22 protein-coding genes and 1 pseudogene are annotated in these 21113 nt (G+C 74.0%); 15 read left to right on the top strand and 8 right to left on the bottom strand.

Features of this window, described 5'->3' with window-relative positions; all coding sequences use genetic code 11:
* The first annotated feature begins 33 nt into the window (after window positions 1-33).
* Complete coding sequence (locus BJP25_RS12415) at window positions 34-861, top strand: glycosyltransferase family 2 protein (RefSeq protein WP_198943453.1); 828 nt, start codon at window positions 34-36, stop codon at window positions 859-861.
* On the opposite strand, the gene BJP25_RS12410 is transcribed toward BJP25_RS12415, so the two are convergent.
* Window positions 858-1556, bottom strand: coding sequence for an AfsR/SARP family transcriptional regulator (locus BJP25_RS12410; protein ID WP_075975016.1), 699 nt, complete (start codon window positions 1554-1556; stop codon window positions 858-860). The genes BJP25_RS12415 and BJP25_RS12410 overlap by 4 nt on opposite strands.
* A gap of 193 nt (window positions 1557-1749) precedes the next feature.
* Between BJP25_RS12410 and BJP25_RS12405 the strand changes: the two genes are divergently transcribed.
* The 6 genes from BJP25_RS12405 to BJP25_RS12380 all read left to right on the top strand — a co-directional run bounded on the left by BJP25_RS12405 (window position 1750) and on the right by BJP25_RS12380 (window position 6077).
* On the top strand, window positions 1750-2613 hold the full coding sequence (locus BJP25_RS12405; RefSeq protein ID WP_075975015.1) for a manganese catalase: 864 nt from the start codon (window positions 1750-1752) through the stop codon (window positions 2611-2613).
* Window positions 2614-2680: 67 nt separating this feature from the next.
* Window positions 2681-3916, top strand: a complete 1236-nt coding sequence (locus BJP25_RS12400) for an Nramp family divalent metal transporter (RefSeq protein ID WP_075975014.1) — start codon at window positions 2681-2683, stop codon at window positions 3914-3916.
* 62 nt (window positions 3917-3978) lie between these two features.
* Window positions 3979-4536: a nucleotidyltransferase domain-containing protein gene (locus BJP25_RS12395; protein WP_075975013.1), complete on the top strand. Its 558-nt coding sequence runs from the start codon at window positions 3979-3981 to the stop codon at window positions 4534-4536.
* Window positions 4533-4802 (top strand): BON domain-containing protein, encoded by a 270-nt coding sequence (locus BJP25_RS34980; RefSeq protein ID WP_075975012.1) that lies wholly within the window; start codon window positions 4533-4535, stop codon window positions 4800-4802. Before BJP25_RS12395 ends, BJP25_RS34980 begins: the two co-directional genes overlap by 4 nt.
* Window positions 4799-5527 carry a metallophosphoesterase family protein gene (locus BJP25_RS12385; protein WP_075975011.1) on the top strand — a complete coding sequence of 243 codons (729 nt, stop codon included), beginning with the start codon at window positions 4799-4801 and terminating at the stop codon, window positions 5525-5527. Before BJP25_RS34980 ends, BJP25_RS12385 begins: the two co-directional genes overlap by 4 nt.
* Before the next feature lie 109 nt (window positions 5528-5636).
* Window positions 5637-6077 carry an SRPBCC family protein gene (locus BJP25_RS12380; RefSeq protein ID WP_075975010.1) on the top strand — a complete coding sequence of 147 codons (441 nt, stop codon included), beginning with the start codon at window positions 5637-5639 and terminating at the stop codon, window positions 6075-6077.
* Window positions 6078-6138: 61 nt separating this feature from the next.
* On the opposite strand, the gene BJP25_RS12375 is transcribed toward BJP25_RS12380, so the two are convergent.
* Entirely contained in the window at window positions 6139-7749 is a 1611-nt protein-coding gene (locus BJP25_RS12375; protein WP_233158040.1) for a phytoene desaturase family protein, read from the bottom strand.
* 123 nt (window positions 7750-7872) lie between these two features.
* Between BJP25_RS12375 and BJP25_RS12370 the strand changes: the two genes are divergently transcribed.
* A complete protein-coding gene (locus tag BJP25_RS12370) occupies window positions 7873-8886 on the top strand; it encodes an iron-containing redox enzyme family protein (RefSeq protein ID WP_075975009.1) in 1014 nt (337 codons plus the stop codon).
* A gap of 41 nt (window positions 8887-8927) precedes the next feature.
* Here BJP25_RS12370 and BJP25_RS12365 read toward each other — a convergent pair.
* From BJP25_RS12365 to BJP25_RS12345, 5 genes and pseudogenes are all read right to left on the bottom strand, one after another.
* Window positions 8928-9137, bottom strand: a pseudogene (locus BJP25_RS12365) (CDGSH iron-sulfur domain-containing protein); the annotation flags it as partial.
* On the bottom strand, window positions 9124-9819 hold the full coding sequence (locus BJP25_RS12360) for a HemK2/MTQ2 family protein methyltransferase (RefSeq protein ID WP_075975097.1): 696 nt from the start codon (window positions 9817-9819) through the stop codon (window positions 9124-9126). The gene BJP25_RS12360 and the pseudogene BJP25_RS12365, both read right to left, overlap by 14 nt.
* 104 nt (window positions 9820-9923) lie before the next feature.
* On the bottom strand, window positions 9924-11117 hold the full coding sequence (locus BJP25_RS12355) for an NAD(P)/FAD-dependent oxidoreductase (protein WP_198943452.1): 1194 nt from the start codon (window positions 11115-11117) through the stop codon (window positions 9924-9926).
* 22 nt (window positions 11118-11139) lie between these two features.
* Window positions 11140-12384, bottom strand: a complete 1245-nt coding sequence (locus tag BJP25_RS12350) for a cytochrome P450 (RefSeq protein WP_075975008.1) — start codon at window positions 12382-12384, stop codon at window positions 11140-11142.
* Between the two features lie 133 nt (window positions 12385-12517).
* Window positions 12518-12895: a VOC family protein gene (locus BJP25_RS12345; protein WP_075975007.1), complete on the bottom strand. Its 378-nt coding sequence runs from the start codon at window positions 12893-12895 to the stop codon at window positions 12518-12520.
* A 55-nt stretch (window positions 12896-12950) separates the two neighbouring features.
* On the opposite strand from BJP25_RS12345, the gene BJP25_RS12340 reads away from it, so the two are divergent.
* From BJP25_RS12340 to katG, 5 genes are all read left to right on the top strand, one after another.
* On the top strand, window positions 12951-13670 hold the full coding sequence (locus BJP25_RS12340; protein WP_233158039.1) for a GNAT family N-acetyltransferase: 720 nt from the start codon (window positions 12951-12953) through the stop codon (window positions 13668-13670).
* Window positions 13671-13726: 56 nt separating this feature from the next.
* Complete coding sequence (locus BJP25_RS12335) at window positions 13727-14788, top strand: spore photoproduct lyase family protein (RefSeq protein WP_233158038.1); 1062 nt, start codon at window positions 13727-13729, stop codon at window positions 14786-14788.
* A gap of 82 nt (window positions 14789-14870) precedes the next feature.
* Window positions 14871-16082, top strand: coding sequence for an NAD(P)/FAD-dependent oxidoreductase (locus BJP25_RS12330; protein WP_075975006.1), 1212 nt, complete (start codon window positions 14871-14873; stop codon window positions 16080-16082).
* Between the two features lie 74 nt (window positions 16083-16156).
* A complete protein-coding gene (locus BJP25_RS12325) occupies window positions 16157-16570 on the top strand; it encodes a Fur family transcriptional regulator (protein WP_075975005.1) in 414 nt (137 codons plus the stop codon).
* Between the two features lie 117 nt (window positions 16571-16687).
* Entirely contained in the window at window positions 16688-18961 is a 2274-nt protein-coding gene (gene katG / locus BJP25_RS12320) for a catalase/peroxidase HPI (RefSeq protein WP_075975004.1), read from the top strand.
* 114 nt (window positions 18962-19075) lie between these two features.
* On the opposite strand, the gene BJP25_RS12315 is transcribed toward katG, so the two are convergent.
* On the bottom strand, window positions 19076-19465 hold the full coding sequence (locus BJP25_RS12315; protein ID WP_075975003.1) for a hypothetical protein: 390 nt from the start codon (window positions 19463-19465) through the stop codon (window positions 19076-19078).
* A gap of 60 nt (window positions 19466-19525) precedes the next feature.
* Here BJP25_RS12315 and BJP25_RS12310 point away from each other — a divergent pair, with 60 nt between their 5' ends.
* Window positions 19526-20146: a TetR family transcriptional regulator gene (locus tag BJP25_RS12310; protein WP_075975002.1), complete on the top strand. Its 621-nt coding sequence runs from the start codon at window positions 19526-19528 to the stop codon at window positions 20144-20146.
* Window positions 20147-20283: 137 nt separating this feature from the next.
* The gene (locus BJP25_RS12305; RefSeq protein ID WP_075975001.1) at window positions 20284-21015 is read left to right on the top strand and encodes a DUF6042 family protein; all 732 of its coding nucleotides are present in this window, start codon (window positions 20284-20286) and stop codon (window positions 21013-21015) included.
* The last annotated feature ends 98 nt before the right edge of the window (window positions 21016-21113 follow it).

Below are 21113 nucleotides of genomic sequence, written 5' to 3'. Positions count from 1 at the left end.
GTTTCACCGCTGCTCCCGGGGTTATCCGGTCGCGTGCCCGAGACCCCTGACGCCCCCCGGCTGGACGTGCTGATCCCCACCCGCAACCGCCCGGTGGAACTGGCCACCACCCTGTCCGGGCTCGCCGCCCAGGACCACCCGTCGTTCCGCGTCGTCGTCAGCGACCAGTCCGACGACACCCCTTCCTACGACACCCCCGCCGCCCGCTCGGTGGCCCGGGTGCTGGGGCTGCGCGGGGTGCCGGTGCTCTTCGCCCGCAACCTGCCCCGGCGCGGCATGGCCCAGCAGCGCGCCCACCTGCTCTCCCGCGCCCGCGCGGCGCACGTGCTGTTCCTCGACGACGACGTGTGGCTGGAACCGGGCACCCTGTCCCGACTGCACGCCGCCATCACCCGGCTCGGCTGCGGGTTCGTCGGCGCCGCGCTCACCGGTCTGTCCTACGTGGACGACCACCGCCCGCACCAGCTGGAGCCGTTCGAGGAGTGGGCGGGCCCCGTGCTGCCCGAGGTCGTCACCCGCGACAGCGCCGCGTGGCAGCGCTGGACCCTGCACAACGCGGCCAACCCGCTGCACCTGGCGCAGCGGCTCGCTTTGGCGCCGGGGGAGTGGCGGGCGTACAAGGTCGCCTGGGTCGGCGGCTGCGTGCTGTTCGACCGGGCGGCCCTGCTCGACTGCGGCGGCTTCGACTTCTGGCCCGACCTGCCCGCCGCGCACGCGGGCGAGGACGTGCGCGCCCAGCTCGCGGTGATGTCCCGCTACGGCGGCGCGGGCATCCTCCCCAGCGGTGCCGTCCACCTGGAGTCCCCCACCACGGTCACCGACCGCTCGGTCGAGGCCATGGACGTCCGAGCGTCCCCCTAACCGATCACCTCTCGACCGCGGGGGACCGGCTGCTCGGCCACCAGGGCGCGCACCAGGGCGGTGGTGTCCGGGGACGGGCGCACGCCCAGTTCCGCGCGCAGCAGGCTGGAGCAGTAGCGGTACTGGCGCATGGCGTCGGCGTGGTTGCCGCCCGCGAGGTGCACGCGGATCAGCTCGCGGTGGGCGCTCTCGCGCAACGGGTCCGTGCGCACGGCGGCGTCGGCGGCTTGCAGCGCCAGCAGGTGCTCGCCGCGGTCGCGGTAGGCGGCGCTCAGGCGCTCCAGGGCGCGCAACCTGGTGTGGTGCAACCGGTCCCGCTCCTCCTGCACCCACCGGTCCTCCCACCCGGGCAGCAGTTCACCCAGCGGCAGCGGCGCGGGCGTCGCCCCGACCGCCACCGTGCGCACCAGGTGCACGTCCACCTGCACGGCCGGGTTCACCGCCAGGCGGTCCCCCTCGGCGCTCAGCACGTCGCGGCACGCCCTGGCCACCCGGTACAGCGTCGAGCGCAGGCACGACGCCGCGCGCGCGGGGCTGGCCGCGGGCCACAGCAGCGCGGCGGCCCGCGACCGCCGCAGCGGCCCGTCCGCCAGGGCCACCAGCGCCACCAACCGCTGCGCGCCGGGCAGCACCGGCACCGCCGCGCCGTCGACCGCCAGGGCGAACCCGCCCAGCAGCCGAACCACTACTCCCATGTCGACCTCCGAAGCGGAATGGGCCACGAGCCCCCGAGTGCCCACCCGCGAGCGGTTGAACCATGGAACAAGCCGGTTCCGGCGCCCCGACCGGTGTGGACGATGCCGCTGTCACGCGCGCGTGCCGGTGCGGTCGCGCCCGGTCCCTAGCGTCGCCAGTGGAATCGGCAGCACCGTCGGATGGAGGACCCCGATGTTCACCCACACCAGCAGGTTGCAGTTCGAGGCCAAGCCGGAGAAGCCCGACCCGGTGTACGCGCGCAAGCTCCAGGAGCTGATCGGCGGCGCGTGGGGCGAGATGACCGTGACCATGCAGTACCTGTTCCAGGGCTGGAACTGCCGGATGCCCGGCAAGTACAAGGACCTCATCATGGACGTGGCCACCGAGGAGATCGGCCACGTGGAGATGCTCAGCGTCATGGTCGCCCGGCTGCTCGAAGGCGCCCCGGCCGAGACCACCGCCGCCATGGTCGGCGCCGACCCGGTGCTGGCCGCGGTCGTCGGCGGCATGGACCCGCAGCAGGCCATCGTCAGCGGCGGCGGGGCCACCCTGTCCGACTCCAACGGGGTGCCGTGGAACGGCCGCTACATCGTCGCCAGCGGCAACCTGATGGCCGACTTTCGCACCAACGTCGCCGCGGAGGCCCAGGGCAGGCTCCAGACCGCTCGGCTCTACAACATGACCGACGACCCGGGCGTGCGCGACATGCTCCGGTTCAACCTCGCCCGCGACACCGTCCACCAGAACATGTGGCTGGCCGCGATCGAGGAGCTCCAGGAGGACGGGCTGGAGGGCCCGGTCACCCCGAGCGCGCTGTTCGACGAGGAGCACGTGGAGCACGCGGGCACCATCTGGCACCTGTCCGACGGCACCCACGGCGCCGAGGGCCGCTGGGCGTCGGGCCCGGCCCCCGACGGCACCCACGAGTTCAGCTACCTGCAGGACCCGCAGCCCCTCGGTGACGTGGCCTCGGCGCCCAAGCCGGACCCGCTGCTCTACGCGACCAGCCCGGCGAACCTCGGGCTGATCGAGAAGGCCATCAAGAAGCTCACCTGATCCCCGGTGGCCGGGGGCGCGCGCCCCCGGCCACCGCGGTGCACCCGCAACGAGAGGAGACAGGCCGGTGGTGGACTCCGCCCTGCCCGCGGCCCTGCCCGTGCGCCCCCTGGCCCGGCTGCGGTCGACCGCCGCGCTGCTGGGCCCGGCGTTCGTGGTCGCGGTCGCCTACGTCGACCCGGGCAACTTCGCCACCAACACCGCGGGCGGCGCCCGCTACGGCTACCTGCTCCTGTGGGTGGTGGTGGCCGCGAGCGCCACCGCCGTGTTCGTGCAGTACCTCGCGGCCAAGCTGGGCACCGCCACCGGGCGCACGCTGCCCGAGCTGTGCCGGGAGAACTACCCGCGGCCGGTGACGCTGCTGCTGTGGGGCCAGGCGGAGGTCGTCACCGCCGCCACCGACCTCGCGGAGTTCGTCGGCGCCGCCATCGCGCTCAACCTGCTCTTCGGCATCCCGACCGTGCCCGCCGCGCTGATCACCGCCCTGGTGTCGCTGGTGGTGCTGGCCGTCGCCCCGGCGGGCAGGCGCCGCTTCGAGGTGGTCGTGGTGACCCTGCTGGCCGTGGTGCTGGCGGGGTTCCTCTACCAGACCACCCGGCTGGGCCCGCTCGACGGCGTGGGGGCGGGCCTCGTCCCCACCTTCGACGGCGCGGACAGCGTCCTGCTCGCCACCGGCATGCTCGGCGCCACCGTCATGCCGCACGCCATCTACCTGCACAGCGCGCTCGCCCGCCGCGACAACGGCGCCGCCCCCCGCACCCGGTTGCGCGCCTGCCTGGTCGACCTGCTCATCGCCTTGGGCGTCGCGGGTCTGGTCAACGTCAGCATGCTGCTCGTGGCCGCGGCCAGCCTGCACGGCACCGACCTGCCCGCCGAGTCGCTGGCCGACGTGCACGCGGGCCTGGGCGCCACCCTGGGCACCGGCGCCGGGGTCGCCTTCGGCCTGGCGCTGCTGGCCTCGGGCCTGGCCGCCTCCAGCGTCGGCACCTACGCGGGCGAGGTCGTCATGGCGGGGTTCCTGCGCCGCAGGCTCACCCCGCTGGTGCGCCGCGCCGCGACCATGGCGCCCGCGCTCGTCGTCCTGGTCCTCGGGGTGGACCCGACCCAGGCGCTCGTGCTCAGCCAGGTGGTGCTCTCCTTCGGCATCCCGTTCGCGCTGGTGCCCGTGGTGCTGCTGGGCCGCAGGCGCGACGTCATGGGCGCGCTGGTGAACCGGCGCGCCACCACCGCCGCCGGGTGGGTGGTGGCCCTGGTGATCTCCGGGCTGAACGTGTTCCTCATCGGTCAGACGCTCTTCGGCTGAGCGGCCGGGTGTACGCCACCTGGGGGAGTTTCCGCCCGGGGGCTCGGGGTATCCCACAGTGCGTGGATGAACCGTCTCTGCTGAGGACGCTGACCAAGGTGGTGACCACCCTGGACGCTGCGGGCATCGAGTTCGCGGTGGCGGGCGGGTGCGCCGTCTACGCCCGGGGCGGGCCGCCGTCCGACCACGACGTCGACGTGTTCGTCCGGGAGGACGAGGTGCGCGCCGCGCAGGCCGCGCTGGTCGAGGCGGGCATGCGCCCGGTGGAGCCGCCGGAGGACTGGCTGACCAAGGTCTACGACGGCGACGTGCTCGTCGACCTCGTGTTCCGGCCCAACCACCGCGGGGTGGACGCGCTGCTGGAGCGGGCCGAGGTGATGCGCATCGGGTCGACCAGGGCCAAGGTGCTCGACGGCACCGACGTGCTCGTCGACAAGCTGCTCGTGCTCGGCCCGCACCGCTGCGACTTCGCGCCGCTGCTGGTGATCGCCCGCGACCTGCGCGAGCAGGTCGACTGGGAGCGGGTCGCGGTGGAGGTCGCGGAGTCGGCGTACGCCAAGGCCTTCCTCGTCCTGCTGGAAGAGCTGTCCGTGATCGAGAGGGAAGGGAGCCCGGTGTGAGCGAGCAGGTCCCCCGGGACGACAGCCCGCAGTACCTGGTCGCGCGGCTGCGGCGCGCGCTGGCCGAGGACCCGCGCACCGCCGAGATGGGCGTGCGCGTGCACGTCAACGCCGACCGGGTGCACCTGTCCGGGGAGGTGGCGACCGCGCAGCGGCGCTCCGACCTCGACGCCGTGCTCGCCGACGAGGCGCCCGGCCTGCAGGTGCACAACGACGTGCGGGTGTCCGACACCCGCGAACCCGCCCACCGGGAGGAGCTGCGATGATCCGCATCGCCGCGGTCGGTGACGTGCACCTGGGTGAGGACGCCCGCGGCACGCTGCGGCCCGCGCTGGACAACCTGGCCGAGCACGCCGACGTGCTGCTGCTGGCCGGCGACCTGACGAGGCACGGCGCGCTGGACGAGGCCCGCGTGGTCGCCGACGAGTTCCGCGACCTGCCGGTGCCGGTGGTGTCGGTGCTGGGCAACCACGACCACCACAGCGACCAAGGCGACGACATCGCCAAGCTGCTGGAGGACAACGGCATCCGGGTGCTGGAGGGCGAGTCGACGACCCTGGAGGTCGGTGGGCACACCCTGGGCGTCGCCGGGGTCAAGGGCTTCGGCGGCGGGTTCGCAGGCAAGTGCGCCAGCAACTTCGGTGAGCGGGAGATGAAGGCGTTCGTCGCCCACACCATCGAGCGGGCCGACCGGCTGCGCGCCGCGCTGTCCGAACTGGACACCGACGTGCGGGTGGCGCTGACCCACTACTCGCCCACGGTCGACACCCTGCGGGGTGAACCGCCGGAGATCTACGCCTTCCTGGGCTGCTACCAGCTCGGGGAGGTCGTCGACGAGTGCGGTGTCGACCTGGCCGTCCACGGCCACGCCCACTTCGGCTGCGAGCAGGGCACGACGCCCGGCGGCACCCGCGTGCGCAACGTCGCCATGCCGGTGATCCGCAGCGCGTTCGCCACCTACGGCATGCCCGTCCCCGAGCACGCGTCCTGACACCCCGGCACGAGGCCCGGTCGGACTTCCCGACCGGGCCTCGCCGCGTGTGCGGGGCGCTGCTCGGACTGGAGGTGTCGAGCGGGGAAGTCGGGGTACCCGGCCGCACATGGCTGAGGTGGAAGCGATCGTGCACGTCCCCGCGGACCGGGTCTGGGCCGTGCTGAGCGACGGGTGGTTGTACTCCGGGTGGGTGGTGGGTGCCACGCACATCCGGGAGGTCGACAGCGGGTGGCCCGGGGTGGGGTCGAAGATCCACCACAGCGTCGGGTCGTGGCCGCTGACGATCGAGGACACCACCGAGGTCACCGAGGTGGAGCCCGGTCGGGTGCTGCAACTGCTCGCGCGCGCGTGGCCCGCCGGGGACGCCGTGGTGCGCGTCGAGCTGACCGCGCTGGGCCCGGACCGGACCCGGGTGGTGATGAAAGAGCAGGCGCGCAGCGGTCCGGGGAAGTTGGTGCCGCAACCCCTCCGCGACCTGCTGCTCGTCCGCCGCAACCGGGAGAGCCTGGCGCGGCTGACCGCTCTGGCCACCGGCCGGGAGGGGTAGCCGCGAGGTCCTGCGGGCCTGCCGCGACACGGCAGGTCCGCAGGACCGAGTTGGCTCGGAGTCAGCTGGTGATGGCGCGGAGCGCGGCCCGCACGCCCGCCCGGTAGGCGGGGCCGTACCAGGAACGCGACGCCAGGGCGGCGCGGGCCGCGTTCGCGCCCGCCGCGCCGTGCACGCCGCCGCCCGGGTGCGCGGAGGCGCCTGCCAGGAACAGGCCGGGGACGACCGTGTCGGCCCTGCCCAGGCCCGGGGTGGGCCGGAAGACGAGCTGCTGGTGGATGCCGGACGTGCCCTGGTTGATCGACCCGCCCACCAGGCTCGGGTTCACCGACTCCAGGTGCGGGGGCCCGGCGACGAACCGGCCCACCACGAGGTCCTTGAACCCCGGGGCGTGCCGCTCGACCACGGCCTCCACCCGGTCCGCGACGCGGACCAGCTCCTCGGCCGTCCAGTCCTGGTCGTGCGGAAGGTGGGTGTAGGCCCAGGCCGTCTCGGTGCCCGCCGGGGAGCGGGTGGGGTCCGCGGTGGTCATCTGGCCCATGAGCAGGAAGGGGTGCTCGGGCACCCGGCCGCAGCGCAGGTCGTTGGTGGCGGTGGCCAGCCCGTTGAGGTCGACGCCGAGGTGCACCGTGCCCGCGCCCGCCGCGTCCCGGTTGCGCCACGGGATGGGCCCGCGCAGCGCCCAGTCCACCTTCAGCGTGGCGTCGTCCCACTGGAAGCGGCGCAGGTCGCGCACCACGGTGGGCGGCAGGTGCTCGGCGCCGACCAGGTCGAGCAGCAGCGTCGGGGCGGGGACGTCCGCGAGCACGACCTTGGCGCGGACGGTGGCGCCACCGGCGGTGCGCACCCCCACCGCGGCCCCGTGCTCCACCAGCACCCGCTCGACCCGCTGCGAGCAGCGCACCTGCCCGCCCGCGGACTCCACCCGCCGCACCAGGGCCGCCGCGAGCGAGCCTGCGCCGCCCTCGGGGACGGGGAAACCGATGTCCTGGCCGAGCATGCACAGCAACCAGCCGAACACCGCGCTCGCGGACTGGTCCGGCCCGAGGTCGGTGTGCTGGGCGTTGCCCGCGATGAGCAGCTTCGCGCCCTCACCGTCGAACATCTCGTCAACGAACCGCCGGGCGGGCATCGTCAGGGTCCTGGCAGAGCGCAGGGCACCGCCAACGCCCAGCGAGCGCAGCAGCCGCGTCCCCGCCCGCACCGGGGGGAACGGCGTCAGCAGGGCTTGGAGCAGGTCGTCGCGGATCTCGCGGAACTGGCGGTGCAGCGCCTGCCAGCGGTGGCCGTCGCCGCGGGCGAACCCGTCGAGGGAGTCCGCCGTGCGCTCCGGGTCCCGCGACAGCACGGCCACCCGGTCGTCGGGCAGCACGTGCGCGAGCACCTGGGGGGCGTGCCGCCAGCGCAGGCCGTGGCGCTCCAGCTCCAGGGCGCGCAGCGGGGGCGAGGCCGCCCCGAGCGGGTGGAAGGCGCTGAACAGGTCGTGCCGGAAACCCGGTTCGGTGAGCTCGGCGGTGCGCACGGCCCCGCCCGGCTCGTCGGCGGCTTCGAGCACCAGCACGTCCCACCCGGCGTCGGCCAGCACCGCCGCCGCGGTCAGGCCGTTGGGGCCCGAGCCCACCACCACGGCGTCCACCGACTCCGCACCGCTCACCGCGCCCACGACCTCCACCCCGTCACCATCCTCACGGCCATCCTCCCGCACCGGCACTACCCCGCGCCACGCGCGCGAAACCACGGGTGGGACGAGCGGATGTGGGTAGTCCGAAGTCGACGAAGAGGAGGACGCCCCACCATGACCGCAGCCGCCCCGACCGGGACCACCACCGCAGACGCTTCACCGGCGCTGCCCTGCGCCCGCGGCGAGCTGTCCGCCGCCGTGCTCGCCGCGCTGCGCGAACCACCCGGCGCGCCGCTGCCCGCCACCGGCGAGGTCGTCAACCCGCTGGGCGAGGACGCGCAGCTGGCCCTGCACGTCTGCTACGAGCTGCACTACCGGGGGTGGGCGGGGGTCGACCCCGCGTGGGAGTGGGACCCGGGCCTGCTGGCCGTGCGCGCCCGACTGGAGGCCGCGTTCCTGGAGGCCCTGCGCGCGGGTGTGCGCGGCGGCGCGGACGTGGCGGACGAACTGGGGGCGCTGCTCGTCGAGCCGGTGCCGGGCAACGGCGTGAGCCACTTCCTGCGGGACGAGGGGGAGTGGTGGCACGTGCGCGAGTACTTCGCCCACCGGTCGGTCTACCACCTCAAGGAGGCCGACCCGCACGCCTGGGCGATCCCAAGGCTGCACGGCAGGCCCAAGGCGGCGCTGGTGGCGGTGGAGTTCGACGAGTACGGCGGTGGCCGCGCCGAGCGGGTGCACGCCCAGCTCTACGCCGACCTGCTCGTCGGCGCCGGGCTCGACCCGGGGTACCTGCACTACCTCGACCACGCCCCCGCGCAGTCCATCGCGACGGTGAACATGATGTCGCTGTTCGGGCTCCACCGGCGCTGGCGGGCGGCCCTGGTGGGCCACTTCGCCGCCGCGGAGATCAGCACCGGCCCCAGCGCGCAGCGGATGGCCGCCGCGCTGCGGCGCCTGGGCGCGGACCCGGCCTGCACGCACTTCTACACCGAGCACATCGAGGCCGACGCCGTGCACGAGCAGGTGATGCGCACGGAGGTCGTCGGTGGCCTGCTCGACCAGCAGCCGGACCTGGCGGCCGACGTGGTCTTCGGGGCGCAGGCCACCGACTTCCTGGAGGCCCGGCTCGCCGAGCACCTGATGGGTCAGTGGTCGGCGGGGCGCTCGTCGCTGCTGCTGCCGCTCTGACCGCCGTCCCGGCCACCGGCGGGGGTGCGCTCCTGCGGGGTGCGCACCTTGCGCCGGTGGCTGGTGTCGCAGAAGGGGTAGGTCTTCGAGCGCCTGCACGCGCAGATCGCGACCTGGAAGCGGTCGGAGCGGGCGGTGGTGCCGTCCGGCAACCGCACCTCGACGGGCCCCTCCACCAGGACGGGCCCGCCGGGGTCGACCGCGACGCGGACGGCGTCCGGGCGCTGGGGTCGGGGGTCAGCGGGTGGCACGGACGACCACCAGGTCCTCGGTGGACTGACCGGGCTCGATGAGCCCCACGGCGGCGAGGAAGTCGGCGCGCTCGCGCATCACGGGTCCGAAGGGGATGGTCGTGCGCGCGGCGACCTCGGCCGTGAGGCCGTGCGCCCGCAGGCGGTCCAGTGTCGCGTCCACGCCGGTGACCTCCGAGTGCACCATCATCATCACACCGCGGTCGCTGAGCAGCGCGGGCATCGCGTCGCACAGCGGGTCCACCAGGTCGCGGCCGAGCGGACCCGCGTCCCACGCCCGGTCGCACCCCGACGGCACGCCCGGCTCGGCGCAGGGCACGTACGGCGGGTTGGCCAGCACGAGGTCGAAACCGCGCTCCGGCACCAGGTCCAGCGCCGAGACGCGCCGCGCGGTCACCGGGACGCGGTGGCGCCGGGCGTTGAGCCTGGTCGTCCACACCGCGCGCCTGCCGATGTCCACGGCCAGCACGTGCTCGGCCCCTGCCCGCGCGGCGGCGACGGCCAGCGCGCCCGTGCCGGTGCACACGTCGAGCACGCGCGTCCCGGCGGGCAGCGGCTCGGCCAGCGCGACCGAGGCCAGGAAAGCGGTGTCCTCCTGCGTGCGGTACACCCCCGGGAGCCGCACCACCCGCGGCAGCGGTGCGCCGGTCCCCAGCACCGGCACCCTCGCCAGCTCCGTCATGAACGCCTCCATCCGCAGTGGACGGTACCCCCGTCCGCTGAGGCGGATTACCCGAATCCGGCGGGAGAAACCTGCCGTTCCAACGAGCGGGAGGGTGAGCGCGCTCAGGCGGGCGACGGGTCGGAGGTCGCGCGGGCCCAGTCGGTGCGGGCGGCGATGGCGGCCCGCCAGCGGTGCAGCGCCTTGGGGGGCATGCTGATGGACAGCGCGCCGGTGACGGTGTCGCCGGTGCGGTAGGCCACGAGCACGCCGCCCCCGTCGAACCCGCCCGCGACCACGCGGGCCTCGTCGTGGCCGCGGAGGGCGCCGAAGGCGCGCACCTTCAGGTCGTACTGGTCGGACCAGAAGTACGGGATGGGCGCGAAGGGCTTGGGCGCCCCGGGGTGCAGGAGGTTGCGCGCGGCGGCCACCGCCTGCTCGGCGGCGTTGGTGCGGTGCTCGACGCGCATGTCGGTGCCGAACAACGGGTTGTGCCAGCGGGCGACGTCACCCGCGGCGTGGACGCCCGGTGCCGCGGCGGTGAACTCGTCGCACACCACGCCGTCGGTGACGGTGAGGCCGCTGTCCGCCAGCCACTCGGTGTTCGGGTGCGAGCCGATCGCCACGAGGACGTCGTCCGCGGGCACGTGCGAGCCGTCGGTGAGCCGCACACCGCTGATCGCGTCGCCGCGGCGCAGGAACTCGGCAACACCGACCCCCAGGCGGAGGTCGACGCCCCTCTCCTGGTGCATGTGCGCCAGGAACGCGCCCACCTGCTCGCCCACCACCGGCGCCAACGGGACCGGAGTGGGTTCGACGAGCGTGACCTCCGCGCCGAGCACGCGGGCCGCGGCGGCGACCTCCGTGCCGAGGAAACCGGCGCCCACCACCACGAGCCGGGCCCCGGGGGTGAGCCGGGCGCGCAGGGCCAGCGCGTCGTCGAGGGTGCGCAGCACGTGCGCGCCACCGCCGCCGGGCAGCCCGCGCGGGCGCACGCCGGTGGCGATGACGAGCCCGTCGAAGCCGAGTTCGGTGCCGTCGTCGAGCGCCAGCACCCGGTTCGCCACGTCCAGGCCCGCCGCGGCGGTGCCCAGGCGCAGGTCCAGGCCGAGGTCGACGAGGCGGTCGGGGCCGCGCAGGGCGATCCGCTCCACCGGCCAGGTGCCGTCGAGCACCTGCTTGGACAGCGGCGGCCGGTCGTAGGGCTGGTGGCGCTCGGGGTCGACGAGGGTGATCGTGCCGTCGAAGCCCTCCCGGCGCAGGGTCTCCGCCGCGGAGATCCCGGCCGCGGCGGCCCCGGCGATGGCGATGGCCCTCACCGCCGCTCCCTCCCCGCCGCCGTCACCAGGTGACGGGCAGCTCGTAGACCCCGTAGACGAGGCCGTCGTGCTTGAACCGCAGCTCGTCGACGTCGACCGCCATGGCCAGCGTCGGGACGCGCGAGTACAGCGACTTGTAGGCGATCTGGAGCTCCACCCTGGCCAGCGGCTGCCCGAGGCACTGGTGCACGCCGTAGCCGAAGGCGACGTGGTGGCGCGCGCGGCGGGTGAGGTCGAGCCGGTCGGGGTCGGGGAACGCCTCGGGGTCCCGGTTGGCGATGTCGCCCGCCAGGATGATGCCCTCGCCCGCGCGGATGGTCTGCCCGCCCACCTCGATGTCGGCCAGGGCGACGCGCCTGCGCCCGGAGTGAGTGATGTTGAGGTAGCGCAGCAGCTCCTCGACCGCGCCCGCGAGCACGGCCGGGTCGTCGGTGTCGCGGATGAGCGCCAGCTGCTCGGGGTTGCGCAGCAGGGCGACCGTGCCCAGGGAGATCATGTTGGCGGTGGTCTCGTGCCCCGCGGCGAGCAGCAGCACGCCCATCCGCGCGGCCTCCCGCCGCGTCATCCGCCCGGTGGCGACCTGTTCGGTGGCCAGGGTCGACAGCAGGTCGTCACCCGGGTCGGCGATCTTGTCGCCCATCAGCCCGTCCAGGTACCCGGTGAGCGCGACGAGCGCGTCGCGCACCTGCGCCGGGGTGGACCCCGCCCGCACGAGCACCTGGGTGTTGCGCTGGAACAGGTCGTGGTCGGCGTAGGGGACGCCGAGCAGCGCGCAGATCACCAGGCTGGGCACCGGCAGCGCGAACGCCTCCACCAGGTCGGTGGGGTTGGGCCCGGCCAGCATGGCGTCGATCCGCTCGTCGACGAACCGCTGCACCTGCGGCCGCAGCGCCTCGACCCGCTTGATGGCGAAGGGCGCGGTCACCATCCGCCGGTGGGTGGCGTGCTCCGGGTCGTCCATGGTGAGGAACGTGCGCTCCTCGACGTCCCGCGCGGCGGCGCCCACGGCGTTGCGGTGCGGGTAGCCGGGGCGGCGCGGGTCCGCGCTCACCCTGGGGTCCCCGAGCAGGGCGCGCACGTGGTCGTGGCGGGTGATGAACCAGGGCGTGCTGCCGTCCCAGATCCGCACCCGCGACACCGGGGACTCCGCCTGCAGGGCGTGCAGGGCGGGCGGCGGGTCGAACGGGCACCCGGCCGCGCGCGGGGCGGGGTGCCGCGGCAGGTGCTCGGCGGACGGCTCGCTCGCGCTCGCCAGCGTCTCGGTCATGCGGGCTGCCTCCGGAGGGGGTGGGCGACCCCTCTTTCCTAACAGCGTTAGTGGAGTATTGCAACCAAATTGCCGCGGGACGACCCCGGTGGAGCATCCACCCGCAGCCGGGATGCCCCGCGCGGAGGACCGGTCAGACGTCGCCTTCCAGCACGCTCCAGACGAGGCAGAACGTGTGGCCCGCCGGGTCGCGGTAGACGCGGAAGCGCTCCTCGGGGTCGGGTTCGTGGACCTTGGTGGCGCCCAGCACCAGCACCGCGCGCTCGGCCTCGTCCACGTCGTCCACCCGGATGTCGAGGTGGAACTGCTGGGAGCCGCGCGGGTCGGGGAACTCCGGGGCCGCGTGCTCCGGGGCCAGCTGGAAGGCCAGCCGCCTGCCCGCCGGGTCGGTGAGCACCACCCAGGTGTCGTCGTCCGCCTCGACCCGGCCCCCCAGGACCTCGGCGTAGAAGGCGGCCAGCGCCCTCGGCTCCTTGCAGTCCAGCACCACGCTGCGCAGCTTCCCGATCATGGGCCCAGGATGCCCGGGCGGGGTGCGCGGAAACCACCGGATATAGGTTGGGCCGGTGCTCGGGCTCCCGGTGACCTCGGACGACGCCGTGCTCGACGACCCGGTGGGGGCGTCGCTGCGCGGCCACCACGCGCACCTCGGGCGCCACCACGGCCGGGCCGCCACCTACCTGCCCGGGGTTGCCACCTTCTCCGCCCTGCCCGCGGGCGCGGGCCAGCGGGACTGGGCCGACCTGGCCGAGCTGCTGGGGCCCGGTGCCTTCGCGGACATGTTCAGCTGCCCGGCACGCCCGCCCGCCGGGTGGGACCCCGTCTTCGTCCTGGAAGGCCGCCAACTCGTCTGGCCGGAGGGGGCGCCGCCGCGCCCGGTCGGGGGCGGGGTCGTCGAACTCGGCGCCCGCGACGTGCCCGAGATGCTGCGCCTGGTCGCCGAGACCCACCCCGGGCCCTTCTGGGAGCGCACCGTCGAGATGGGCACCTACCTGGGCGTCCGCGACGGCGGGCGGCTGGTGGCGATGGCAGGCGAACGGCTGCGCCCGCCGGGGTGGACCGAGATCAGCGCTGTCTGCACCGCGCCGGGCGCGCGCGGGCGGGGGCACGCCGCGCGCCTGGTCGACGCCCTCGTCGCCCGCATCACCGAGCGGGGTGAACGTCCCTTCCTGCACGTCGCGGACGCCAACGCCGCGGCGCTCGCGCTCTACGACAAGCTCGGGTTCCACACCCGGAGGGCTGTCACCTTCACGGGCTACCGGACCCCCGGCGGCGACCGCCCGTAGCGGCGGCGAGCCCCGCCCGGCCGGGGTTGTCGGTGGGCGGGGGGAGACTCGCTGGTGTGGACCGAGCACTGCTGGAACCCTCGCGCATCTACTACGAGCCCGCCGCGGCCGCGCTGCCGCGCGGGCAGGCGGTGCTCGACCGGTTCCCCGCCGCCGAGCGGGTGGCGGTCGCGAGCCACTGGAACATCCCGGAGCTGCACGGGGACGAGACCAACGTGCGGCGCTGGGTGCGCATCAAGCGCGAGGCGCTGGTGCTGGGGGTCAAGAAGTCGCTGACGGCCAGGGTGAACGGCCGCTCGGCCGACTTCATCGCGCCGTCCACCGCGAACGGCTGCGCGATGGCCTGCGCCTACTGCTACGTCCCCCGGCACAAGGGCTACTCCAACCCCATCACCGTCTTCGCCAACATCGAGCAGATCACCGGCTACCTCACCCGGCACATCCGCAGGCAGGGGACCAAGCCCGAGCCCAACCAGTGCGACCGCGACGCCTGGGTCTACGACATCGGGGAGAACTCCGACTGCTCGGCCGACGCGCTGGTCAGCGACAACGTCCGCGACCTGGTGGCGCTCTTCCGCGGGCAGCCGACGGCCAAGGCGTCGTTCGCGACGAAGTTCGTCAACCGCGACCTGCTCGACTGGGACCCCCGCGGCCGCACCCGCGTCCGCTTCTCGCTGATGCCGGGGGAGACCGCGAAGCTGCTCGACGTCCGCACGACCCCGGTGGCGCAGCGGCTCGCCGCCCTCGACGACTTCGCCGCGGCGGGCTACGAGGTGCACGTCAACCTCAGCCCGGTGGTGGTCGAGGACGGCTGGCTGGGGCGCTGGGCCGAGCTGTTCGACGCCCTCGGCGACGCCACCGCCCCGGCCACCCGCGACCAGCTCGCCGCCGAGGTCATCATGCTCACCCACAACGAGGGCCTGCACCGGGTGAACCTGGGCTGGCACCCGCGGGCGGAACAGCTGCTGTGGCGCCCCGCGGTGCAGGAGACCAAGCGCAGCGGCAACGGCGGGGTGAACGTGCGCTACCGCCACGACCTCAAGCGCCGGTACCTGGAGCAGTTCCTCGAACTCCTGGCGGCGAAGGCGCCGTACCTGCGCGTCCGCTACGCCTTCTGACCCGCGGCGCCCGCTTCGAGGTGTGGACCGCGCGCGGGTGGGCGATGCTTGCGGGGTCGTGCGCCTGGTGGGAGGACCTTCCGTGACCGTGAACAGCATCGTGATCGTCGGCGCGGGCCTGGCGGGTGCCAAGACCGCCGAGGCCTTGCGGGACAAGGGCTACCGGGGCTCGATCACGTTGGTGGGCGACGAGCGCCGCCGTCCCTACGAGCGGCCCCCGCTGTCGAAGGACTACCTGGCGGGCAAGGCCGGGTTCGACGACGCCTACGTCCATCCCGAGGAGTGGTACGCCGAGCACGACGTCGACCTGCGCCTGGGCACCGCCGCCACCGCCATCCGGCGCGCCGAGCACCAGGTGGAGCTGGCGGACGGGTCCACCCTGGACTACGACAAGCTCGTCCTGGCCACGGGCGCGAGCCCCCGGCCGCTCGCGGGCGCCGAGCCGGGGGCCGAGGGCGTGCACTACCTGCGCCGGGCCGAGGACGCCGACGGCATCAAGGCGCTGCTGGAGCCGGACAAGCACGTCGTCGTGGTGGGCGCGGGCTGGATCGGCTTGGAGGTCGCCGCCGCGGCGCGCCAGGCGGGCGCGCGCGTCACCGTCGTGGAGTCCGCCGAGCTGCCGCTGCTGGCGGTCCTGGGCCGCGAGATCGCCCAGGTGTTCGCGGACCTGCACACCGAGCACGGCGTCGACCTGCGGCTGGGCACGAAGATCGAGCAGATCACCCCCGGCCGCAAGCCCTCGGTGGTCATCGGTGGCGAGCGCGTCGAGGCCGACGCGGTGGTCGTCGGCATCGGCGCCGCGCCCAACACCCGGCTGGCTGAGGAGGCGGGCTTGGCGGTTGACAACGGCGTGCTCGTCGACGCCGCGCTGCGCACCAGCGACCCGGACGTCCTCGCCGTCGGGGACATCGCCAACGCCGAGCACCCGACCCTGGGCGGGCGGGTGCGCGTGGAGCACTGGGCCAACGCGCTCAACCAGCCCACGACGGCCGCGGCGACCCTGCTGGGCGAGGACGACGCCTACGACGAGCTGCCCTACTTCTTCACCGACCAGTACGACCTGGGCATGGAGTACACCGGGCACGCCGGGCCGGACAACCGGGTGGTGGTGCGCGGCGACCTGGGCAAGCGGGAGTTCATCGCGTTCTGGACCAGCGGCGGCCGCGTCATCGCCGCGATGAACGTCAACGTCTGGGACGTCACCGAGGTCTTCAAGGCGCTGATCAGCCAGGGCACGCCCGTCGACGCGGACCGGCTGGCCGACCAGGGCAGGCCGCTGGAGGACCTCGTCTGAGACGTGGGTCACGTGATCGGGTGAACCCGGCGCCGATATTTGAACTGCTCCAAAAAACGTCCTAGGGTGGGGGCGTGACCGACTACGAGACCCAGCTGCGGGCGGTCTCGTTGCGGGTGACCCGGCCCAGGGTGGCGGTGCTCGCGGCGCTGCACGACCACCCGCACGTCGACACCGACACCGTCATCTCGCTGGTGCGCGTGGACCACCCCACGGTCTCCCACCAGGCGGTCTACGACGTCCTGCGCGCGCTCACCGACGCGGGGCTGGTGCGCCGCATCCAGCCCGCGGGCGCCATCGCGCGCTACGAGACGCGGGTGGGGGACAACCACCACCACGTCGTCTGCCGCTCCTGCGGCGCGATCGAGGACGTCGACTGCGTGACCGGGCACGCCCCTTGCCTCACCGCCGCCGACGACCACGGCTACCAGCTCGACGAGGCCGAGGTCGTGTTCTGGGGCACCTGCCCCGCCTGCGCGGCCGGGTGACCCCTCGTCCATGATCCACCCGGCACCGGACCACACCGCACCGACAGAACACCCGCACCACCAGCACCACCAGGCCGACACCCGGCACAGATCAAGCACCAGCTCGGAAGGACGCAGATGAGCGACGCCACGAACACGCCCTCCAGCGCTCAGGGCGTGGACCAGAAGGCGGCGGAGGGCTGCCCGGTCGCGCACGACTCGGTGACCTCGCACGGCAGCGAGAGCGAGAACCCGGCGATCAGCGCCCCGACCCCGCGCGGCGGCGGCCGCCCGCGCACCAACCGCGACTGGTGGCCCAACCAGCTCGACCTGTCGGTGCTGCACGCCCACTCGTCGAAGGGCAACCCGCTCGGCGGCGGCTTCAGCTACGCCAAGGCGTTCGCGGGCCTCGACGTCGACGCCCTCAAGCGCGACATCACCGACGTGCTGACCACCTCGCAGGACTGGTGGCCCGCCGACTTCGGCCACTACGGCGGCCTGATGATCCGCATGAGCTGGCACGCCGCGGGCACCTACCGCATCCACGACGGCCGCGGTGGCGCGGGCGACGGCGGTCAGCGCTTCGCCCCGCTCAACAGCTGGCCGGACAACGCCAACCTGGACAAGGCCCGCAGGCTGCTGTGGCCGGTCAAGCAGAAGTACGGCCAGCAGGTCTCCTGGGCCGACCTGCTCGTGCTCGCCGGCAACGTCGCGCTGGAGTCCATGGGCTTCACGACCTTCGGCTTCGGCTTCGGCCGCGAGGACGTGTGGGAGCCCGAGGAGATCTTCTGGGGCCCCGAGGACGCCTGGCTGGGCGACGAGCGCTACGTCAGCGACAACGAGATGGCCCCCGAGGTGGGCGCCACCGAGATGGGCCTGATCTACGTCAACCCCGAGGGCCCGCGCGGCAACGCCGACCCGGCCGCCGCGGCGCACTTCATCCGCGAGACCTTCGGCCGGATGGCGATGAACGACGAGGAGACCGTCGCCCTCATCGCCGGTGGCCACACCTTCGGCAAGACCCACGGCGCGGGCATCGCCGACAACCACGTCGGCCCGGAGCCCGAGGGCGCCCCGCTGGAGTCGCAGGGCCTGGGCTGGCTGAGCACGCACGGCAGCGGCAAGGGCGCCGACGCGATCACCAGCGGCCTGGAGGTCACCTGGACCGACAAGCCGACCCAGTGGAGCAACCGCTTCTTCGAGATCCTCTTCGGCTACGAGTGGGAGCTGACCACCAGCCCCGGCGGCGCCAAGCAGTACGTGGCCAAGGACGCCGAGGAGATCATCCCGGACCCGTTCGACCCGGCCAAGAAGCACAAGCCGACCATGCTCACCACCGACCTGTCGCTGCGCGTCGACCCGGCCTACGAGAAGATCTCGCGCCGCTTCCTGGAGCACCCCGACGAGTTCGCGCTGGCCTTCGCCAAGGCCTGGTACAAGCTGCTGCACCGCGACATGGGCCCGGTCAGCCGCTTCCTGGGCCCGTGGGTGGCCGAGCCGCAGCTGTGGCAGGACCCGGTGCCCGCGGTCGACCACGAGCTCGTGGGCGAGGCCGACATCGCCGCGCTCAAGGCCAAGGTCCTCGACTCCGGCCTGACCACCTCGCAGCTGGTCAGCACCGCGTGGGCCTCGGCGGCGAGCTTCCGCTCCACCGACAAGCGCGGTGGCGCCAACGGCGCCCGCATCCGGCTGGAGCCCCAGCGCGGCTGGGAGGTCAACCAGCCCGAGAAGCTGGCGCCGGTGCTGGAGAAGCTGGAGTCCATCCAGCAGGAGTTCAACGCGGCGGGCGGGGCGAAGATCTCCCTGGCCGACCTGATCGTGCTGGCGGGCTCGGCCGCGGTCGAGAAGGCCGCGCGCGACGCGGGCTCCGAGGTCACCGTGCCGTTCCACCCGGGCCGCACCGACGCCGCCCAGGAGGACACCGACGTCGAGTCCTTCGCCGTCCTGGAGCCGCGCGCCGACGGCTTCCGCAACTACCTGCGGGCGGGCGAGAAGCTCCAGCCCGAGGTGCTGCTGGTCGACCGCGCGTACATGCTCAGCCTGTCCGCGCCGGAGATGACCGTCCTGGTGGGCGGCCTGCGCGCCCTCGGTGCCGACTTCGGCACCACCCAGCACGGTGTGTTCACCGACCGCCCGGGCGTGCTGACCAACGACTTCTTCACCAACCTGCTCTCCCCGGGCACCCGGTGGAAGGCCTCGGAGACGGAGGAGAACGTCTACGAGATCCGCGACGTCGCCACCGACGAGGTGAAGTGGACCGCCACCGCGGTCGACCTCATCTTCGGCTCCAACTCCCAGCTGCGCGCCCTCGCCGAGGTCTACGCCAGCGAGGACGGCCGCGAGCGCTTCACCGACGCCTTCGTCGCCGCCTGGACGAAGGTCATGGAGCTGGACCGCTTCGACCTGGCCTGATCCCCAGGCCCGGCACCGGCACCGCGCGACGAGCCCGGTCGATCCCCGTGATCGACCGGGCTCGTCCCGTGTGCGGGCGGTGTCCCTGGGTGCTCGGCCGCGCCGCCCGGGGGCTCAGCCCCGGCGGCGGAACCGCGCGAGCACGGCGAGCAGGGCCAGCACGGCCAGGGTGGGGTGCACGACGCGGTCGCGGGCGTCGACGGGGATGACGCCGAGGATGTCACCGCCGTCGAGGTTGCCGATCACCGCCTCCGCCGCGTAGAGGCACCCCACCGCGAGCACCGCGCGCCACGCCACCGCCGGGCGGGGCAGCGCCGCGAGCAGCAGGAGCGCGACGAGGACCTGCGGCACCGCCCGCCACCCGCTGCCGGGCAGCGAGAAGTCCGCACCGGCGATGAGCGTCGTGGTGCCCCTGATGAGCAGGAAGGCGCCCACGACCAGCGCGTACCACTGCGGCGCCGACAGCGCGCGCAGGGCGGCGACCCGGCTGTTGATGATCTCCACGACAAGCTCCTGACCTCGTAATGCCACAGTGGCAGTAAGCCTGCCGGCTATACTGCCACCGTGGCAACAACGGCGGTGGGGGCGGGCGGCGGCGCGCCCCGGCGCAGGCGGGCGCCCGCGCAGGCGCGGGCGGAGATCCTGGACGCGGCCGCGGCGTTGCTGGCCGAGCGGCCCGCGCACGAGGCCACGGTGAGCGCGGTCATGGAGCGCACCACCCTGTCCCGCAAGTCCTTCTACGTGTACTTCCGCGACCGGGCGGACCTGCTCGCCGCCCTGCTCGCGCCCCTGCGCGCCGACGCAGACCGGGCGCTCACCCGCTGGCGCGACGCCGCGGACCCGATCGCCTCCGGGCGCGCCGCCCTGCGCGAGGCGGCCGCGCTGTACCGGCGGCACGGCATGACCCTGCGGGCCCTGGCCACCGCGTCCGCCCACGACCCGGATGCCGCGCGGGTCTGGGCGGGCATGGTCGAGCCCCTGGTGGCGGTGGCGGCGGAGAAGGTCGCCGCGGCGGCACCGGAGCTGGACGCGCCCGCCACCGCCAGGGCGCTGATGACGATGAACGTCCACCACATGCTCGCGAACCTCCCCGGCGCGCCGGAGCCCGCCGAGGCGGCGGTGGTCGCCACCCTGGGGGCGGTGTGGGAGCGCACGCTGTTCCCGTGGGTGCGCGAGGACGGCTGAGGAGTCTCATTTCGTGAAATGACTCCCGGGCATTGTTCGAGGTCGCGGAGTTCGGTCCCGGGAATTGCGTTTCAGAGGTGGATAGGGTGCTTTCCCGCTTTCCGCACCGGGTTGCGCGGGGCGTTAGGGTGGCTCCCATGGGAGAGCGGACAGTGGCCGAATGGCTGGGAGAACTGCTCGTCAACGGCGGCTGGGTGCGGTTCCTGCCCCCGGGGGTGCACGCCGTTCTCCACCCTTTCTGCAGGGCGCGGGAGGTCACCGCGGACGAGGTGGCCGCGGCGGTGCTGGCCACCGGGGAACCGTGGGGCGAGGTCGATCTGTTCACCGCCGAGGACTTCGACGAGATGTGCGCGCGCTCCCCGCTCGACGAGTCCGGGGGCAGGACGGTCGAGCAGGTCAACGCGGGCATCCTGGCCGACCACGAGCAGCGGTTGGCGGAGGTCGACGGGTACGCCGCGCAGCTGGGGGTCGCGGCACCCTGCACGGTCGGCCGGGCGCTGGACTACCTGGTGGCGTGCGGGTTGTTGCAGCGGCGGGGGGAGCGCTACCGGCTGAACCTGGACCCGCCCGACCCGAGTGAGGTGTTCGAGCTGGGGGAGGAGGCGCGCGCGTGGCTGCGGGACTGCGCGTGCAGGCAGCGGTGGCAGGTCGCCTCGGCGGTCATGCGGTTGGCGGAGGACCCGGCCGGGCCGCTGGGGCGGGGGTGGACGACGCTGCGCGGGTTGGGGGCGCACCTCGCCACGGACATCCGGACGGTGCGGGGGGCGTTGGTGGTGCTGCTGGACGACCCGGACGCGGTGTTCGACGTGGATCCGGACCGGGTGGGGGAGGACCAGCGGTTCTCGTTCCGGCGTACGTCTTCTGGGTGACGTGGGGGCTGTGCTGGCTCTGGGTGGGGGGCGCCTCGCCTCGCCTTCGGCTTCGGGCTCCAGGGAAGAGCAAAAGATCCGGGATTTTCTTTGCTGGC

The sequence above is a fragment of the Actinokineospora bangkokensis genome, assembly GCF_001940455.1.
Lineage (GTDB): Bacteria > Actinomycetota > Actinomycetes > Mycobacteriales > Pseudonocardiaceae > Actinokineospora > Actinokineospora bangkokensis.
Note: the sequence above shows the minus strand (reverse complement) of the source record. Positions and strands in the feature narration are given on the sequence as shown.

Bases quoted from the DNA above. Each gene is read 5' to 3' on its own strand.
- BJP25_RS12385 (WP_075975011.1), top strand. From the start codon at position 4,799: ATGATCCGCATCGCCGCGGTCGGTGACGTGCACCTGGGTGAGGACGCC.
- BJP25_RS12380 (WP_075975010.1), top strand. From the start codon at position 5,637: ATGGCTGAGGTGGAAGCGATCGTGCACGTCCCCGCGGACCGGGTCTGG.
- BJP25_RS12305 (WP_075975001.1), top strand. From the start codon at position 20,284: ATGGGAGAGCGGACAGTGGCCGAATGGCTGGGAGAACTGCTCGTCAAC.
- BJP25_RS12405 (WP_075975015.1), top strand. From the start codon at position 1,750: ATGTTCACCCACACCAGCAGGTTGCAGTTCGAGGCCAAGCCGGAGAAG.
- BJP25_RS12370 (WP_075975009.1), top strand. From the start codon at position 7,873: ATGACCGCAGCCGCCCCGACCGGGACCACCACCGCAGACGCTTCACCG.
- katG (WP_075975004.1), top strand. From the start codon at position 16,688: ATGAGCGACGCCACGAACACGCCCTCCAGCGCTCAGGGCGTGGACCAG.
- BJP25_RS12345 (WP_075975007.1), bottom strand. From the start codon at position 12,895: ATGATCGGGAAGCTGCGCAGCGTGGTGCTGGACTGCAAGGAGCCGAGG.
- BJP25_RS12360 (WP_075975097.1), bottom strand. From the start codon at position 9,819: ATGACGGAGCTGGCGAGGGTGCCGGTGCTGGGGACCGGCGCACCGCTG.
- BJP25_RS12410 (WP_075975016.1), bottom strand. From the start codon at position 1,556: ATGGGAGTAGTGGTTCGGCTGCTGGGCGGGTTCGCCCTGGCGGTCGAC.
- BJP25_RS12350 (WP_075975008.1), bottom strand. From the start codon at position 12,384: ATGACCGAGACGCTGGCGAGCGCGAGCGAGCCGTCCGCCGAGCACCTG.